The organism is Bacteroidota bacterium (assembly GCA_016713925.1).
GTDB lineage: Bacteria > Bacteroidota > Bacteroidia > AKYH767-A > OLB10 > JAJTFW01.
This window is the reverse complement of the sequence record JADJOH010000002.1, coordinates 1,357,200-1,374,855: the sequence shown is the minus strand read 5'-3', so window position 1 is coordinate 1,374,855 and position 17,656 is coordinate 1,357,200. Positions and strand designations below refer to the sequence as shown.

The following is a 17,656-nucleotide window of genomic DNA, read 5'->3' as shown; positions in this document are numbered from 1 at the left end:
AGATTTTGCATTGTTTAAAACTACAACCTCATTATTTATTTTTTCACTCATTTTAATCATTGGTGAGGCATTACCAGCGATAGTTACAATTTCATCAAAGCCATTTATATAAGCACCATTACTTGTGCTTATCGTTCACTAAAGCCTCCTGTATTTACAGATCCACAGACAAATAATGTATTGTTGTTTGTTACCAAAATATCAGACGGGCTGTCATTGGTATTTAAACTGATGTTTTCATTATACGCCCACCTAAAACTTCCAAATTGAGTTAATGAAATTACAAGTAGGTCAAGACCGCCCGTATTAAAACTATCAGTAGAAGCCGCAATGTATATATTTTTATTTGCATCAGAAGTTAGCTTAATTGGATTGTCAATGCCTGAGTTTGGATAGTTATAAGACCATAATTCATTGTGCAGCGCATCATATCGTTTTACCAATATATCAGTTTGATGTGTAAAGGATTCTGTACTGTATAATACTATTGAGCCGCAATCATTGGTAGGTAATATATCAACAGCCTTGTCGTTTAAATCGTCAACTCCATTTAGGATGATGTGATTTTCAAGTGTAAAAGATTGTGCTATTGCTTTAGTGGATGAAACAGAATTAATTACACAAGTTATAATTACTGTAGCGATTATTTTAAATAGATTTTTCTTTTCATGATGAAGTTTTGAATGGTTAGATTTAAATTTTAATATTTGTTGCCAAAGTAGATCGTTGGGGTTTATAAGATGGACACAATAAGTACCTGTCGACCTCAATTGAGTAAACGGCACAATTTGATGAGTAGATGCTGGTGTAGCGATACTAACTTTAAAAACTTGTATGATTACTTAAAGTTATGTTTAAGCAATTTTATTTCCGAAATACTACCGGCATCTTTTACACGTACGATATAAACATCGCTCTCACCTTGTATTTCGAGATTTAACTTGTCAGTATTATAGAATTTATGGCTTTGAATTATTTGTCCAATACTATTTGATACCTCACATTCTACAAATGGCGACGGATATTTAAGTTCGATAGTAACAGCACCTGAAGTGGGATTAGGATAACATAGTAAATTAGTTTTATTTGAATACTCTTCTATACCAACATTTAGTTGGTTGAATTTGGCAATGAAAATATCGGTAGCTCCCATTGAGGTGAGTAGAATTGACGATGTGCTGTCAAAATTGGCGGAGAGGGTAAATTTTCCACAAATAGATAAATCTCCTCCATTGTCAAGAACAGCAGATATAATGTTATCATTACCTATTCCTCCCACGCTTTTGGCCCATTTAAAGTTGCCGGAGGTATCCAGTTTGCAAATAAATATATCAGAAGAGTCAATGCTATTGAGATTATATGTTGAAACACCGGGATCAAAATCCGTTGTGCCATAAAAATCACCCGTTAAATATAAATCACCATTCATACCAAGACAGAGCCCCGTGCTCATTTCAAGGCTGGTCCCACCTATACTTTTGGCCCATATAAATTTACCCGAGGAATCAAGTTTACTTATAAAAATATCATCCCAACCTATAGGACTCATATTGTATATGCCTGATCCCGGGTCAAAATCTGCCAACCCTCGAAAATAACCGGTTAAGTAAATGTTTCCAGTTGGATCTGTTCTTATAGAAAAACTCGACTCATAGTCTAAGCCCCCGAAGTTTACTGCCCAAATAAAATTTCCTGACGAATCGAGCTTGTACACAAAGGCATCCGCCCCTCCATAGGGAACAAGTTCGAAAACGCCTATTCCGGGGTCAAAATCAACCGTGTCAATGAAATTACCACATACATATATGTTTTCAAGAGCATCAAGGGATATGCTATTACCATTTTCAGCATCTTTCCCCCCAAAACTTCTAGCCCAAATAAAATTTCCTGATGTATCTAATTTAACCAGATAGGTGTCATATATACCAATGGAACTTAAATTGTAAATTGAAGTGTCCGGATCAAAGTCAGACGTACCGCTATAGAGTCCGGTAATATATAAATGATTATTTATAAGTTTTACTTCAGTGCACCAATCTAAGACCGGTCCTCCAAATGTTTTGACCCAAAGAAAATTACCCATTGAATCTAGTTTAATAATGAAAACATCAATACCTCCAATCGCAGTTTGATTAAATACACCAATCCCGGGATTAAAATCTGCGGTCATATCAAAATGCCCTCCCAAATAAATATTTCCCCTGCCCATCTACATTTATTGAAGCAATAGTGCCTGGCTTTCCCCTTGAAAGGCTTTTTGACCAAATATGATTTCCGGTACTACTCAACTTAGTGATAAATGTAGTACTACCACTATCAGGTACTAAAATGTAGGTTCCTAAACCGGGATCAAAATCTACCGTGTCCTGAAAGTAACCTGTTGTATATGTATTTCCTTGTGCATCGATACAAATTGACTGTCCGACATCTGTCCCGGGTCCGCCCATACTTTTTGCCCACATGCAATTTTGTGGAAAGGCCGGAGTAAATTTTACCAGTAGAAATAGTAGTATACAGAGATGGAGTAGTTTAGTTGATTTCATTTAATGTAGATTTTATTATTTTCATAAAACAACTTTTTAATTTCAATAAGGGAGGAGTTTATCGCTCAAATACTACTAAGGCACGTGGGGTACTAATTTTAGGTGAATACAATAATAGTTGTACTATTTGCAAAATAGATCGACAATGAGTAGGTGTCAGTATTCGTTGAGTAGATGGCGCTTTTTAGTGAGTGCTGATGTTCTTTTGCCCGGGGTTTCATATCCCGCTATCCGGGGCATTGAATAGCATCTTTCTTTTTCTGCATTTAAAAGGTCAAGTATCGAATTCTGATAATTATCATTCCGGCGCTTGTCTCATGGCATTATTTTATTATATTTGAAGCACAAAATGCAATAAGGGTCTCTTTTCATCGGGAATTTGTCCATTGGGAAGAAATAGTCTTTGCAGTTTATTGAATCGGTCAGTTTCTAACTTAATTTAATTCTTATTTGGGGTTATGATCACAAGAAATACATTGTTGTTTTTTAGTAGTTATTTTGCTATTAAAAACGGGTGCTGTTTTCAGGGCAAAAATGTATAAGTAATAAAAAGCCAGGGAAATTCAGTCGCTGATTGATTACCGCAAATTTCATGATGCAATAAGAGCCACCGGTGATGTATTATCCAAGGATTCGGCTTGCCCAAAGGCGATCTTTTATAGAGCAATTGCCTATTTTGGTCTGAGAGACAGTGCTGCCTGCCTGAATGATCTTAAGATGCTTTCAAAAGCCTCCAATCTTGAACCGAACGATTTGGAGATATTGGGCGATTATGCAGATACGTTGGAGAAATTTGACCTTTCCTTATTCTTTTATACCAAAGCTTATAAGACTCATAAGAAAAAGCCGGGAAGTGTTTATTTGAAAGGCCTAAAGGCGCGTTATAAAGGTGGTAATAGATTGATGCTACTTGTGGTGTTGGACTCTTGCATAAGATCAGAAATTCGACCCGGTTGGGTTTATACGGAAGTTCTGAAGCTAAAGGCAGATGTATTGCGGTATAAATGGGAAGAATATACAGAGGATAAGAACAAACTGACAATTGGAGATGAGGCTCGTGTAGCTTATGTTAATACTTGAAACGATTTGAACCTTACCTTGGCACAATTGATTCATTGCCGCAGAAAATGAAGGTAAAGGAGTTTTGTGATATCTATTTTTTATCGCTTCGCGATATACCCATGTTAAGTTTTTTAATTATTCTAAAATGTACTTGTCGTATATGAAGCAAACCAACTGTAATAGTAAATGGATGCTACTGTATGATAGTTTAACATATATGAATTGTATATTGCAAGGAGATTACGAAAATGCTGCACCTGTTGTTGATCGTATCTTGAACAGGAATCCTTATAGTCTGTTTTTTTACGTGAACAATTTAAGATCCTTATGCATGATAGTGTTGAATTTTCCATCGCCATTTTGCCTTTACTTAAAGCGATTGAACTTTATCCAAGTGATACCTTGAGTTTGATTCTTGCCGCAGAATTATGAGAAAAACAAGAATTATTTTAAGGCACGTCAATTAATGGAGCAAATAAGAGAATACCATGGCGAGGATGTTTATGAGGACGATTATATACGTATTAAAGAAAAGGAGTTCGAAAGTAATCGGGAAAGGAATTCGCCGGAATTTAGTCTGGAGGGCTTCACATCCTACCAGTGAATACAATCGTTATAAAAAGTCGGTGCCAAATCAAATAAGCAAATCAGGATAAAAGGTCACCTTAAAGATGAAAGTGAAATAAAATATTTCAAAATGAACGGTAAGAAAATGAAGAAGAAGAGAGCAAAAAAGGAGTATCACTTTGATGAAATGCTATCTATTCCGGATACGATTTCTGAAATCCGTTGTGTTTATAGTGATGTTTATGATAATAATGATACCGCATACATTATTATCATAGGTTAACTCCCTGAAAATAGTGGTAGATTGTCTTTAATAAATCCACCCGGTTTCATGAGTGAAGATGTTAATGAAGTTTACATTGATAGCGAAAGGGAAAGAGAGGTGCTCTTTAAGGGAAAAATACAGTCTCAGTATAAAATCGTAAATGTTACTGTGAATGGCGTTACCGCCATCGTTTCAAATGTTTCTGGCAGATCGTATGAGTTCGAAGCGAATATTTCAGTTTCTCCTTTAGATACATTGGTAAATGTTGTTTATGAAATTGAAGGGGAAGAGAAGCCAAACACTGCAATTTAGAATTAAACAGAAGGATGCGAAGTTGAGTACAACAAACGTCAGGAAGAACGTGGGTTGTAATTATTTCTAATTCGATTTATGATAACTGGCCTGATCTGGAAGGTGTAGTAAGGATGTGAATTCACTAAGCAATTCGTTGGAGGGGTATCAGATTCAGAGAATTATTCGTAAGCATAATTTGAAGGATAAAGAAATGAGATTTTTTCTGACAAAGGAACTGAAAAGAAAAGTTGAAGATGCGCAGGTAAAAAACATTGATTTTATGGTATGCGGGTCATGGTGAACCTTCAGGAGATGGAGAGGACTCTTATTGGATACCGGTTGATGCAAAGCAAAACATGGATGCAGAAGGCTATTTTTCGCTGAGGGTTTACAACAAGATCTCAATAATATTGATGGTTTAAATAACCTGCTTGTCATTTCGGATGCCTGTAATACGGGATTGGCTTTTATCGATAAGAAAAGAGGCAGTGAAACATTTGGAACCTGTGAGCTATATGAGCCTGAACCCGGTAAAAGTTATTATGTCTTAACATCCGCTCTTACCGATAATACCAGTGATAAATCAATTTTGGCAGAGATGTTTTCTGAATATCTTTCTAACCCCTTGGAAGAAAACTTCGAATTGTGTTAACTTGCTGGATATAGCAAATATTGTTCAGGAGAAGCTGCAGAAATTTCAGGATGCCCAGTTTGGACAGTTAAGAGGTCTCGACCAACGTAAGAATCCTTCCTTTTTCCTTGAAAAGAAGAGATAATACCAACGTCTGAATAATGGTATTCAATGTCAAACTCTTCATCTGCATTTGCTGTTGTTGTTAGCAGGAAGTAGCTCAATAGCTCAACATATCGAGTATGGTTTCGATAATGAGGAATTTAGACGAATCACCGGATCTTTGAATGTTAAAAATGTTTTGTATGATATCAAAAAATGTACTGTGGTTGTATACCGATAAAGGGATTTACAATCATGTGAAAGGTCATAAGAACATAAAGGAACTTTTTTCAGCCAATTACTGGAATGTGGAAAGTAGTATTTTATACGAGGACAGTAAGCAGAGAATATGGTTTGCAAATGAGCATCCTGATTTCAAACTGAGATTTATACGAAATAATCTGGTTTTTTCGGTTTTATTCCCTTCTCCTTTAGAACCACCTGTATTTTTGAAGCACATGATGGTACCTATTGGATTGGCACAATGGACAAGGGTTGTATCGTGCTTAGACAGGCAGAAACAGGACAGTGGCTGTATAGCATCCTGTCAAATGTCAATAAAATTCCTACAGAGGTTTATTCCATCTTTAAAGCTTCCAACGATGATTTATTTCTAACAACAAGAAAAGGATTGTTGAAATGGAATGCGGCAAATCGGCAGGCGTTACAAATGAAGGCAAAACTTCCGGGGTTAATCCAACTCAGCTATGGTTGTAATTTTAATGATAGTATTTTACTTCTGGGCACCTGGGGAAATGGTATTTATCATTATAATGTTAAAACGGATAAACTTTTTCCGGGAATCCCGGGAGGCATGCTCGCACAATCAAAATCCTTTGTTTCAGGGATCAGCAAAGTGGATGATGAAGTGCTGATATCGACCTGGGACAGGGTGCTGTGATTTTAAAGGGTGGTCGGGTTTTTGAATTAAATAAGTCAAGTGGATTGAGCGGTGAAAAGGTATATAATACCATTAAAGGACCGTTCAGCAATTATTTAATTATTTTGAAAAATAGTGGAATTGCTTCACTATACTATCCTGACAAGATCAGGTTTCAGAAAATCATTCCTGAATTATCTTCCTATAATTCACTTTTGTCGGATAGTAACAACAATTTTATTACCACGGGAACAGGTGGATTTGAAGTAATGTCCGGAGAAGGGAAACGGACATATCTCGACTCCAAATTAAATATTTATGGTGCCGTCAGAATGAACGATGGTAATTATTTATTGGCAACATATGGAGATGGCTTACTTTTTTATAACCTTATTAAACAAAAGAAGAATGGGCAATTGTCTTTCAATGGAAAGAGTGACTTTTATCTCAGTCTGGAAAGAGATGTGAATAACGATTCATTGGTCTGGGCCGGCTCATTGGGAGGTGTTGTTTCTGTAAATTATTATAGTAAGGAAACCACGTTCTTAAAATCATTTAAGGGGCATAAGGTAAACCGTATGAAAAGTTTACCGGAAAATGAACTTCTCATTAATTCGGAAGACTCGGGCTTATTTATGATGAATACGATTTCCGGAGTAAGCCGGCGCTTTAAGGATGATTTAGGGAAAGGAATTCAGGCAAAAACCATTACTACCGGAGAGGACAATACAGTATATATTTCCGCTACTGATGGGAAGATATATCGATTAGTTTTGAATAGTGATGAAGTTAAATTCCTCACACAAACTCCCGATTCAGCGGGTGTCAACTATCTCTTTATTAAAAAGGAGATGATGCTTGCCGGTAAGGAGGATGGACTGTATCTCTACAATATGCGAACGAAAAATTGGCTGGGATTAAATCATATGTTTGGTGGATCATTTAAGAGCGGAGTGTATCCTGCAAATTATTCATCACCGAGTAATGCTAAAATAGCCTTCCTGACATCCAATGGAATCTGCATAGTTTCCGATGAAGTATTAGCAACACAACCCTATTACCCTCAGTTTCGAATTGACTCCGTTTTTTATGCCGGTATCAGAGCAGACTCTTTACAACAGATTTTAGATATTAAATATGATGAAGCCATTGACTTTTATTTTTCAAGTTATTCTTCAAATTTTAGAAGTACTGCAAAAATTCAGTACCGGACTTCTGATGAAATTTCGTGGATTGATTTGGATGACTCAAGGCATTTATTGTTGAGCGGCCTCTCATTGGGTAGTCACACGATACAGTTTCGCGTTTCTGCAGATGGCCTTAACTGGAAGGAGGCAGGAGATAAACGGACGATCAATGTTAGTCTACCCTGGTATCTTAGTTCTACGTTCTATGCCTACTTCTTTATTTTTATGGCGGTATTGGTATTTACTATTTATAAACGAAGAGTTGCCATCATAAGGAAAGAGGAAGCGGCAAAAACGAAAATTGCAATGCAACAGGCGGAACAGGAAATGAAAGTACTCCGGGCACAAATGAACCCGCATTTTATTTTAATGCCCTCAATTCGATTCATAATTGCATTTTGCAAAGAGATACCTTGACAGCAGCTAACAGCTTAACCAAATTTTCCAGGCTGGTAAGAAAGATACTTGATAATTCCCTGCAAAGTACAATTTCGCTGGAATCAGAATTGGCGACCCTTGAATTATACATTCAGATTGAACAATTACGTTTTAATACTAAGTTTGAGTACACCATTACAGTAGATCCGGCTATCGATCCTGCAAGCACGATGGTGCCGCCCCTCATCCTCCAGCCAGTTGGGGAGAATAGTACCGGGCATGGAGTAATGCCCTCTGAAAAGAAAGGCAGCATCATGGTAGAAGTTAGTAGAAAGGGAGAGCACCTGCACTTTACCATATCAGATAATGGCATCGGCAGAGAGAAAGCTGCTCAATTGAAAGCGAAGAGCGAAAATCAACATACCTCACATGGAATTGCTATTACCAGAGAACGGTTGAATATGTATAATGAGAACCAGGGCAATTCGAATTCTTTTATTATTATTGATTTGTATAATGAGCTACATGAGCCGGCAGGAACGAAGGTGGAGTTTGAGTTAGTGGTTTAGTCTGTAAAGTACTACATCATATAAATTAGCGCGATGAAAGAAGTATTAAATTTGATCAATAGTAGTTTAATTTAATTTAACGAAATTCTAACCGTATGCAATTCCTTTTTATCAGATTGTTTTGTAATTGACAAGTCAAAATATTTGAAACATTTTGTACTAGTTAATCTAAATGTATTTCTTTTAGTGTTGTTATCCAATTGTGCGTCCGCAAAATCTAAACTATGATTCTATATACAGTAAGTTAAATGCTGATAGGGATCCATTGCTTAGAGCAACTCAAATAGTAAGTTTGACGGATTCTATATCTAAACTTTATATTGAAGATAAAGCATTAACCTATGTTCGTGAAGCTAAGCAAATTTTAGATTCCATAGTAAATAGTTCTCCACATCGAAAAAAAGAAATTGATGTAAATCGCTGCTTGCCCAAGTACATATACAAATTGGTCGAACGCATGCACAAGAATTCGATAAAAAGGCTAATGCCATTGCAAAGTTGCATTATGATTCTGCAATAACTTTCGCTATGAGAATAGATGATATGAAATTGCAAGGCAAAGCTACATTGCTTACCGGAGCGTTGTATCAGGTTAATGATAGAAAGACATCATTGCGATATTATAGAACCGCTTTGAATTATTATGAACAGATAGGAGATAATGAAGGAATTGCAAAAACAAATGAAAGAATTGGTCAATTATTATTTGGTGTAAAGGCAGAGGCTTCGTTATATCATTTTAAGATAGCCTATGAAAATTATATATTTTTAAAAGACTATCGTAAAGTTGGCGAGGTTGCTAATTACATTGCAGCTGAGTACTCTATGAAATTAGATACCAACAACGCCATGAATTATTTTTATAAAGCAATGGATGCATTTAGCAAAATTGGTGACACAGTACAAATAGGTTATGTTTATGGCAATATTGCAGAGATGAAACTAAAGACCGGTGACACAACAAGTGCATTATTGTATTTTGATAAGTATTATACAGTCCAGGAAAAGCATGGAAGTCCTGAATTTAGTATTTATGTACTAGGTCGCAAGTACTTTATATTTAAGTCAAGAAATCAGAATAGAGAAGCATTGGAGATATTGCAAATGCAATTACAAATTTGCAAAAATGGCAATGATAGTGGTGGTATTTCAATCGCATTAGCAACGATTGGAGATTTCTTATATAAAAAGTACACATCCAAAAAAGTCTTAGATTATAAATTATTAACTGAAATGGATACGCTTTTTAAGGAATCTCTATTATACTTACCCTCATTGCGTTCAAAATCAGATTTTAGATCTTCAAGTTTTATTGGAGATTTTTTTAATTATAAATCTTTTCTATTTCAACAAATTAATGGCGAGACTCAATTTTCTTATAAAAGGCATGTGCAATATTTTGAAGCACATGTTCTTTCCCAGCTGGGCAAAATTAGTTATTTGCTAAAAGAATATGATAAAGCGGCATTTTATTCAATAAGTGCCGGTGATATAATAGATTCGTTACTTTCAGATTTTGATCCTATAGCGATTGATTCCACCCGAAAAAATAGAAATTCAGATCTGCAATCCACCGCCATGGACATTCAGAATACTTTGATCCAACACGAACGAAAAACCAGACAAATATATTTGGGTGCCCTTATTGTTGTTGGAGTCCTATCTATTGCATTATCTTTCTCCCTCTACCGCGGCTATAAAACCAACCGTAAACTAAATCAAGCAATAATCACAATTCAAGAAACACAGGAAAAGTTAATCCGTCAGGAACAATTGAGTTACGAAGAGAAGCTCGCTACACAGAGGGCAGAGCAGGAAATGAAGTTATTAAGAGCACAGATGAATCCGCATTTTATTTTTAATGCCCTGAACTCTATTCATAATTGTATTTTACAAAAAGATACAATGACGGCTTCCTCCAGTCTTACGAAGTTTTCCCGCTTAGTAAGGCGAATATTGGAGAGCTCCCGTCAGGCTATTGTTTCTCTGGAAACGGAACTTTCTACTTTGGAACTATATATTCAGTTAGAGCAAATGCGTTTCAACACAAAATTTGATTACAAGATCAGCATTGAACCGGGCATTGATATGAATGAGTTTTCCGTTCCGCCTCTCATCCTCCAGCCATTTGTGGAGAATAGTATCTGGCATGGATTAATGCCATCAAGTAAGAAAGGGATTATTGAAATTGAAGTGAAGAAAAGAGGCGATTTGCTCCATTTTTCAATTATAGACAATGGTATTGGTCGGCAGAAGTCGGCGGACTTAAAAGCGAAAAGCGAGCATCAGCATACCTCGCATGGATTGGCGATTACAAAAGAACGACTAAGTATGTATAATAAGGTCTCCAATACAGATACTTTTACTATCATTGACTTATACGATACTACCGGATTGCCCGCCGGGACAAAAGTGGAATTTGATCTAACCATACAAAATTATGCAGCCTGACACAAAAGTATTTCGCACCGTTATTGTAGATGACGAACCGAGTGGTCGTGAATCATTGAAAAAATATTTACTGGATTTTAGTGTAGGCTATGACGTATTGGGAGTGGCTTCCTCAGCAGAAGAGGGGGAGAAGATGATATTGAATCTAAAACCGGACCTCGTCTTCGCCGATATTGAAATGCCCATCCGCAGTGGTCTGGATATGTTGGGGGCCGTAATAGATAAACATCCTTTTCTCATTGTGTTGACTACGGCTCACGAACAATATGCCATCAAAGCCATCAACCGTTTTGACATAGTGGGCTATCTTCTTAAGCCAATCGATCTCGACGAATTCAGGGGTGTTGAGAAAAAAATACGGGAAAAGGCAGGTCTGCTGAAGGATAAACCGGAGAAAACGGAGATTCCTTCACCACAAAATCCGTCCTCTTCCATCATCTTCCTGCCGAAATTAGGGGGGAAGGAAGCCGTAAGTGCGGAGGATATTATTTATTGCAAAGCTTCCAATAATTATACGGAAATATATCTGACAGGGAAAAATAAGAAAGTGATTTCAAAAACGCTCAAGGCTACCGAAGCCCTGCTTTCCGGTTTTCCTTATTTTTTCAGGGCACACGATAGTTATCTTGTAAGTTTCCGCTTTATACGTGAATTCAGGAATGAGGGGGAGGCGGGGAGGCTTATTCTTGCCGAAGGACACCATGTCGATGTCTCCAAGCGCCGTAAAGCCGATTTTTTGCACTTTCTGCGCACCCATGGGGTCACCTTTGAATAGGCGCTGATATTTCATCAACTCATTACTTCCTGCCGTTAACTCATTGCGGAAGGCCGCTGGCGCATTGATCCTATTCAAGGGTCAGTCACTTTTCTACGTTTGGTTCAGAAACAAATAAAAAACCAAACGACATGAACACCAACAACCCCTCAGGAAACGCTAGTCAAAGCACTATTGTAACCATCCAGTCTCAAAAAAGCATGACAACCGCCTTATTGCTCAGCTTTTTCTTCGGTCCACTGGGAATGCTCTACTCCACCATAACAGGCGCATTGATCATGTTCCTCTTATCCGTCTTAGCTGCTCTCTTCACTTTTGGCATAGGCCTGTTCTTCACATGGCCGGTATGTATGGTATGGGCAGCAGTGGCGGCGAGGAACAAATCTTCAAAAACTGTTTTTACGACAGTTCAATCATCTGCCGCACTCTTTTTTGTAATAATGGGATTTAGTTTACAAGGGATTTCACAAACTACATTAAATAACACCGGTGTTGTTCAATTGCATAAAAAGCAAGTATCAAAAGACATTATTATAAATATAATTAAAAGTTCGGAAACATCTTTTGATTTGAGCGTTGACTCTATCATCTATTTGAAAGGTGTTGGCTTGCCCAATGAAGTATTAAATGAAATGCTATTGACCAAATCCGGAAACGGGAAATCAAATTCTGCTGCAAAGAAGTCACTAATGCCCGGGATTTATTTGCTGGACCAAACTACAATGGATTATAAAAAATTATATCCTACAGTAAGTAGTCAAAGTAAGTCAGGGGGCTATTTGCTAACTGCTATGACTTATGGGATTGCAAAAAGTAAATCTAAAGCATCTATCCGGGGAATTGAATCATCTGTAAAAATTCATGAGTCCAAACCAATATTCAGATTTGTCTTTGCTGCAACTGAAGAGAATGCGAATGATATGGTTTCAACATATTTCAGTCAGGCAAGTAGTCCCAATGAATTTATGATGCTGTATATGGATAAAAGATCAAACTCTCGTGAGTTTGTTACAGGCACAGGAAATTCGTTTTCTCATAGCAGCGGTGTAGATGATAAGTACGTCGTTGCTTTTGATATAACAGATCTCGGTAATGGTGAGTTTGAAGTTACACCCACTGCAAATTTAAAGGAAGGAGAGTACTGCTTTATGTATGCAGGAACTGTTCCGAATATCTATAGTGCTCAGGCCACCAAAGTATATGATTTCTCTATTCGTTAATTCACTAAAAAATTAAATCTATAATATATCAACAATATGAAAACGCTCATCCTCACAATATTTTCAGTTTTTATCGCTGCACTTTCAATTGGTCAAACGGTTGAAAAAGGTATGGTACATCTTAACGCCGGAATTGGAATGCCTAATAATCTAAGAAAGTTAATGAAAACAATTGCCGCAATTGATGGCAATATGAAAGTAAAATCTTCACCTGTTTACCAGTTTAGTTTAGATGCAGCTGTAGGAGATGAAGTCCAGATTGGCCTTTTAGGCGGGACCACAACTGTATATCTCAGCGAAAGACATGAGTCCGGTTATGTATCGGAGCAAAAAACAACTTCAACTATTGTCGGACTGAAATTGGAATACATTACTGAACTTGGAAAGAAAAGTATGATTTATGGCGGACCAACTTTGATTTACAGTATTATTAACTTTAAAGAGACATTGGGTTATATTGATAAGATCGAAGGCTTCGGTATATATCCACACATAGGAGTTACTCATATGCTTTCGAAAAACACAAGCGGGTATTTTGAACTAGGTTATGGCATGTCACTGATAAATGCCGGACTAAAAGTCAGACTTAAATAAAAAGCATATTCGATTAAAATGAAAATTTATGTGGTCTAACAAGATGAATGAATGCCTTTGCGTTGCTCACTTGTTCTTTTGACCACATTTTTCAGATAATAGAATTAAAAAAACATTAATCAAAACTCTGCTATGAAAACACAAACATTATTAAACAAAAATTCCTTTAGTTATTGCAAAAGAGAAATACGATATTCTTCACTTATAGATATTCGTATATTACTTTTTCTCTTTTTCGCCATTTGTTTTCTTCCAACAATTGCACAGACTCCCCAACGCATCTCCTCCATCGAAGGCATCACGGAGTACCGGCTTAACAACGGGCTTAAAGTATTACTCTTTCCGGATGCATCAAAGCCAACCATCACCGTTAACATCACCTATCTGGTCGGTTCCCGTCATGAAGGTTATGGTGAATCCGGTATGGCTCATCTCCTGGAGCATATGCTGTTTAAAGGTTCACAACGCCATAAAAATATTCCTCAGGAATTAACGGCGCATGGTTGCAGGTCCAATGGAACAACATGGTATGACCGAACCAACTATTATGAAACATTTACGGCTTCAGATGAAAATCTACGCTGGGTACTTGATCTCGAAAGTGACCGCATGGTGAACTCTTTTATTGATAAAAAAGATCTTGCCACTGAATTTTCCGTTGTCAGAAATGAGTTTGAAGCAAGCGAGAACTATGCATTTGCTGTTTTGCAAGAGCGTGTATTTTCTACCGCTTTCTTATGGCATAACTATGGAAAATCTACCATCGGGTCCAAGGAGGATATTGAGCGGGTACCGATAGAGAACCTGCAAGCTTTCTATAAGAAATATTATCAACCGGATAACGCGGTACTGATCATAGCCGGTAAAATAGAAGAAGAGAAAACCCTGCAAATGGTGGTGGAATATTTTGGAGTGATACCCAAACCTGCCCGTACATTAACAGAAACGTATACCGTAGAGCCGTCTCAGGATGGTGAACGGCATGTAACATTAAAGCGAACAGGTGATGTTCAGATCGTCTCCTGCGGGTATCATATTCCTGCTGCTACACATCCGGATTATGCAGGCATTGAAATTATTTCGGAGATGTTAACCGATAAACCCTCAGGACGTTTGTACAAAGCGTTGGTGGAGTCCGGGAAATCCAGTACCTGTTACGGATCGGTGTATGGTTTAAAGGAACCCGGCTATGTTTATTTTGAATCTGAGGCACTCAAGGATAAAAAACTCGTTGATGTGGGAGCGGAGATGTTTTCATTGCTGGATAGCCTCCCATTACATCCATTTACAGCGGAAGAGGTGGAGCAGGCCCGTACGACTTTGTTGAAAGAGGTGGAAGAGCAATATACCAACACCGATTATTTATGTATGACCTTGTCGGAGTACATTGCCTTGGGAGACTGGAGACATTGGTTCCTATATCGTGACCGGCTGGAGCAAATTAAAGTAGAGGAAGTGAATCAGGTAGTAGCCAGATATTTTATTTCCTCCAACCGTACTACCGGTTACTTTATTCCTGAAAAATTACCGCAGAGAGTACAGGTCCCGGACGCCCCGGTTCTGGAAGAAGAGCTGAAAAGATATGAGGGAAGAAAGGCCCTTTCAAACCTGGAAACTTTTGATCCGTCACCTGAAAATATCCAACGCAATATCAGGGCAGGGAATTTTGACGGAGGTGCGAAGTATAATTTATTGAGTAAACCCAACAGGGGCCGAAAAGTGAATTTGAGCATCTCCTTGCGTATTGGTTATGAAGCAGCATTGAAAAATAAAAGTATAATAGCATCGCTCACATTAGCTATGCTCAAAAAGGGGTCTAAACATCTTAGCTATGAGCAGCTCAACGATTCATTGGATAAGATGAATGCTAACATCTTCATTTATGGCAGTGGGCAACAAGTTATGCTAATTGCAAATGCGGAGAAGAAATATCTTAAAGCAACATTGGGTCTTTTGGAAGAAATATTGAGGAGACCCGTATTTCCGGAATCAGAATTAGAAATTTTAAAGACAGAACGCATCACGGCCATTGAAGAATTGAAGAGTGATCCAATAGCATTGGTCTATAGAAAGTATAGCAAACTTACAGAGAATTATAGACCCTCCGACTTCCGTTATACGATGGATTTTGAAGATCAGATGATAGCAATCAAATCCATAAGCAGGGAAGACCTCACCGGTTTCTATAAGGATTTTTACAATAGTAGCAATGCTAACATCTCCTGTGTGGGTGAATTTGATGAAAAGGAATTGGTAGAAGGATTGAAGCCAATATTCAGTAATTGGGAGTCACCTGTAGTTTATGAGAGAGCAAAAGATGAATTTATTCCCGGAAAACAAGTGAGTGAAAAATATCAACTCCTGATAAAAAGAATGCCATGTTGCTGGGTGGCATGAAGCTTCCGGTAAACGATACGCACGAAGAGTATCCTGCATTGTTTATGGCCAATTATATTTTTGGAGGAGGCTTTCTGAATTCACGACTTGCAGAACGTTTACGCCAGGAAGAAGGATTAAGCTATGGCTCAGGATCTATTCTCTATGGAAATTCATTGGATAGTGTTTCTCATTTCAGATTATATGCCATGTTTAATCCTGAGAATCTTGAAAAAGTTAAAGTAGCTTGCAATGAAGAATTGGATCGGTTTATAAAAAATGGTGTAACGGAGTCAGAGTTAAAGGATGCTGTTAATGGTTATTTACAGAGCCGCATGTTAAGCCGTTCGCAGGACAATGAACTTAGCTCTAAAATGTCAAGCTATATGCAGATAGAAAGGAACATCATCTGGGATGCGGACTTCGAAGCGAAAGTGGCAGCGCTAAAAGTAAATCAGGTAAATGACACTATTGCTAAATGGATAAATACGGAGACCTTAGTAACAGTAGCAGCCGGTGATTTCTAACTTATTTATTAGTTATATTTACAAATAATTATCTTAAAACCTAAATCTTTATAACCATGAAAAAACTATTTTACATGATGCTGTTCGTATTCGGTATGACTGCAACAGCAACTCCAATTAATGCCCAGTGTGGAGAAATCCAAAGTATTGATAGCCCGCAGGATCCCTGTGATGGCACAATCAATGTGGTTTTGAACTTAAACAGAACTGGACAACCAGGAACGTTTGCTTGGTCAAGAATGAGCGGTGAAGCGTTACCGGCCAACTTTGTCACCCTAACAAATGGCAACGGATTCTTTTCCGGCCAAATCTTCACTGACATGACTGATGGTTACATTTGCACCTTTACCGGTGTAAATGGATGTACTGAAATCGGATGTGTGGACGTACTCGTCCATCCAAACCCAAATGGTTGGTTTACTCTCAGTACAAGTTGTGCAGGGGTAACTCTTTATCCAGGAGGAGGGTGAATTATCTTACAACCAACAATGGTGGTGGATTTACAATTCCGTTCGACAGCCTCTTTTTCCCCAACGGACATGATAAATCAATTCACCGAGTCGCAATTAATGGAGAGTTTAGGGTAATAAACCAATACGGTTGCTATTCTGACGTAGCACACGGTCAAATATGGGTGTACCCACTCGTTATTGACTTACAGGCATCCAGGCGACGGATTGCACCGGGTCAGAGTACTACTTTATCTGCCTCAACAATTTGGAACACACAAAATTCTAAGACCAAATGGTTCAAGAACAACCAACTATTTGCAAGTGGGGTGGATAGCGTCACGGTATCAGATACAGGCATTTATAAAGTGCAAATGCGTGCAACGCTTGCTGCAGGAAATTGTGTAAACAGTAAACAAATCAAAATCACTCCAAAGCCGGTAGTGAGTGCGCGAATGGGTGCTGAAAATGAACTAATCGAAGGGAAGGAATCACTTCTTGATCTCCAAATTGGCCCTAATCCGGCAAGTGATCAAATCCAAATTTCAGGATACGATGAGAGGGTAGAAATCCTTGACGTGAACGGAAAAATTGTTGGCCAATTTAATTTCAACACCTTTGAAGGCACGAGTCCTCAGCATGTGGATATAAGCGAATTACAAAATGGAATATATTTAGTTCGATCAGGTGATCAAACTGTGAAATTGATAGTTCAACATTAATCATTTCAATGCAGAATTGCAAGGAGGGACTTTCATTAAGGAAGGCCCTCTTTTTAATTTGTGA

The 17,656-nt window shown here is 37.8% G+C and carries 17 protein-coding genes; 14 read left to right on the top strand and 3 right to left on the bottom strand.

The window, feature by feature from the left end; translation table 11 throughout:
- Nucleotides 1-128: 128 nt before the first annotated feature.
- The 3 genes from IPJ86_05435 to IPJ86_05425 are packed head-to-tail and all read right to left on the bottom strand — an operon-like array spanning nucleotide 129 to nucleotide 2,543.
- Nucleotides 129-785 (bottom strand): hypothetical protein, encoded by a 657-nt coding sequence (locus tag IPJ86_05435; protein MBK7886755.1) that lies wholly within the window; start codon nucleotides 783-785, stop codon nucleotides 129-131.
- Between the two features lie 53 nt (nucleotides 786-838).
- Complete coding sequence (locus tag IPJ86_05430) at nucleotides 839-2,209, bottom strand: T9SS type A sorting domain-containing protein (GenBank protein ID MBK7886754.1); 1,371 nt, start codon at nucleotides 2,207-2,209, stop codon at nucleotides 839-841.
- On the bottom strand, nucleotides 2,172-2,543 hold the full coding sequence (locus tag IPJ86_05425) for a hypothetical protein (protein ID MBK7886753.1): 372 nt from the start codon (nucleotides 2,541-2,543) through the stop codon (nucleotides 2,172-2,174). Before IPJ86_05425 ends, IPJ86_05430 begins: the two co-directional genes overlap by 38 nt.
- A 717-nt stretch (nucleotides 2,544-3,260) precedes the next feature.
- On the opposite strand from IPJ86_05425, the gene IPJ86_05420 reads away from it, so the two are divergent.
- The 14 genes from IPJ86_05420 (at nucleotide 3,261) to IPJ86_05355 (ending at nucleotide 17,592) form a co-directional block, all read left to right on the top strand.
- Nucleotides 3,261-3,623: a hypothetical protein gene (locus IPJ86_05420; protein MBK7886752.1), complete on the top strand. Its 363-nt coding sequence runs from the start codon at nucleotides 3,261-3,263 to the stop codon at nucleotides 3,621-3,623.
- A 679-nt stretch (nucleotides 3,624-4,302) separates the two neighbouring features.
- Complete coding sequence (locus IPJ86_05415; protein MBK7886751.1) at nucleotides 4,303-4,455, top strand: hypothetical protein; 153 nt, start codon at nucleotides 4,303-4,305, stop codon at nucleotides 4,453-4,455.
- A 48-nt stretch (nucleotides 4,456-4,503) separates the two neighbouring features.
- Nucleotides 4,504-4,749 carry a hypothetical protein gene (locus IPJ86_05410; protein ID MBK7886750.1) on the top strand — a complete coding sequence of 82 codons (246 nt, stop codon included), beginning with the start codon at nucleotides 4,504-4,506 and terminating at the stop codon, nucleotides 4,747-4,749.
- A 1,217-nt stretch (nucleotides 4,750-5,966) separates the two neighbouring features.
- Nucleotides 5,967-6,365: a hypothetical protein gene (locus IPJ86_05405; protein MBK7886749.1), complete on the top strand. Its 399-nt coding sequence runs from the start codon at nucleotides 5,967-5,969 to the stop codon at nucleotides 6,363-6,365.
- 44 nt (nucleotides 6,366-6,409) lie between these two features.
- Nucleotides 6,410-7,948 (top strand): hypothetical protein, encoded by a 1,539-nt coding sequence (locus tag IPJ86_05400; GenBank protein ID MBK7886748.1) that lies wholly within the window; start codon nucleotides 6,410-6,412, stop codon nucleotides 7,946-7,948.
- Nucleotides 7,915-8,478, top strand: a complete 564-nt coding sequence (locus tag IPJ86_05395; GenBank protein ID MBK7886747.1) for a histidine kinase — start codon at nucleotides 7,915-7,917, stop codon at nucleotides 8,476-8,478. The genes IPJ86_05400 and IPJ86_05395 overlap by 34 nt, the downstream gene beginning before the upstream one ends.
- Before the next feature lie 528 nt (nucleotides 8,479-9,006).
- Nucleotides 9,007-10,929, top strand: a complete 1,923-nt coding sequence (locus IPJ86_05390) for a histidine kinase (protein MBK7886746.1) — start codon at nucleotides 9,007-9,009, stop codon at nucleotides 10,927-10,929.
- Nucleotides 10,919-11,704 carry a response regulator transcription factor gene (locus IPJ86_05385; GenBank protein MBK7886745.1) on the top strand — a complete coding sequence of 262 codons (786 nt, stop codon included), beginning with the start codon at nucleotides 10,919-10,921 and terminating at the stop codon, nucleotides 11,702-11,704. The genes IPJ86_05390 and IPJ86_05385 overlap by 11 nt, the downstream gene beginning before the upstream one ends.
- 131 nt (nucleotides 11,705-11,835) lie before the next feature.
- Nucleotides 11,836-12,924: a TM2 domain-containing protein gene (locus tag IPJ86_05380; protein ID MBK7886744.1), complete on the top strand. Its 1,089-nt coding sequence runs from the start codon at nucleotides 11,836-11,838 to the stop codon at nucleotides 12,922-12,924.
- Nucleotides 12,925-12,960: 36 nt separating this feature from the next.
- Nucleotides 12,961-13,518, top strand: coding sequence for a hypothetical protein (locus tag IPJ86_05375; protein ID MBK7886743.1), 558 nt, complete (start codon nucleotides 12,961-12,963; stop codon nucleotides 13,516-13,518).
- 132 nt (nucleotides 13,519-13,650) lie between these two features.
- Nucleotides 13,651-15,915, top strand: a complete 2,265-nt coding sequence (locus tag IPJ86_05370; GenBank protein ID MBK7886742.1) for an insulinase family protein — start codon at nucleotides 13,651-13,653, stop codon at nucleotides 15,913-15,915.
- Complete coding sequence (locus IPJ86_05365) at nucleotides 15,897-16,421, top strand: insulinase family protein (protein ID MBK7886741.1); 525 nt, start codon at nucleotides 15,897-15,899, stop codon at nucleotides 16,419-16,421. The genes IPJ86_05370 and IPJ86_05365 overlap by 19 nt, the downstream gene beginning before the upstream one ends.
- Before the next feature lie 56 nt (nucleotides 16,422-16,477).
- Entirely contained in the window at nucleotides 16,478-16,891 is a 414-nt protein-coding gene (locus tag IPJ86_05360; protein ID MBK7886740.1) for a hypothetical protein, read from the top strand.
- Nucleotides 16,888-17,592, top strand: coding sequence for a T9SS type A sorting domain-containing protein (locus IPJ86_05355; protein ID MBK7886739.1), 705 nt, complete (start codon nucleotides 16,888-16,890; stop codon nucleotides 17,590-17,592). The genes IPJ86_05360 and IPJ86_05355 overlap by 4 nt, the downstream gene beginning before the upstream one ends.
- Nucleotides 17,593-17,656 lie beyond the last annotated feature (64 nt).

Coding starts and splice junctions, on each gene's coding strand:
- IPJ86_05360 (MBK7886740.1), top strand. CDS start 16,478: ATGAAAAAACTATTTTACATGATGCTGTTCGTATTCGGTATGACTGCA.
- IPJ86_05425 (MBK7886753.1), bottom strand. CDS start 2,543: ATGAAATCAACTAAACTACTCCATCTCTGTATACTACTATTTCTACTG.
- IPJ86_05375 (MBK7886743.1), top strand. CDS start 12,961: ATGAAAACGCTCATCCTCACAATATTTTCAGTTTTTATCGCTGCACTT.
- IPJ86_05365 (MBK7886741.1), top strand. CDS start 15,897: ATGTTGCTGGGTGGCATGAAGCTTCCGGTAAACGATACGCACGAAGAG.
- IPJ86_05410 (MBK7886750.1), top strand. CDS start 4,504: ATGAGTGAAGATGTTAATGAAGTTTACATTGATAGCGAAAGGGAAAGA.
- IPJ86_05390 (MBK7886746.1), top strand. CDS start 9,007: ATGAGAATAGATGATATGAAATTGCAAGGCAAAGCTACATTGCTTACC.
- IPJ86_05385 (MBK7886745.1), top strand. CDS start 10,919: ATGCAGCCTGACACAAAAGTATTTCGCACCGTTATTGTAGATGACGAA.
- IPJ86_05415 (MBK7886751.1), top strand. CDS start 4,303: ATGAACGGTAAGAAAATGAAGAAGAAGAGAGCAAAAAAGGAGTATCAC.
- IPJ86_05370 (MBK7886742.1), top strand. CDS start 13,651: ATGAAAACACAAACATTATTAAACAAAAATTCCTTTAGTTATTGCAAA.
- IPJ86_05420 (MBK7886752.1), top strand. CDS start 3,261: ATGCTTTCAAAAGCCTCCAATCTTGAACCGAACGATTTGGAGATATTG.
- IPJ86_05430 (MBK7886754.1), bottom strand. CDS start 2,209: ATGGGCAGGGGAAATATTTATTTGGGAGGGCATTTTGATATGACCGCA.
- IPJ86_05380 (MBK7886744.1), top strand. CDS start 11,836: ATGAACACCAACAACCCCTCAGGAAACGCTAGTCAAAGCACTATTGTA.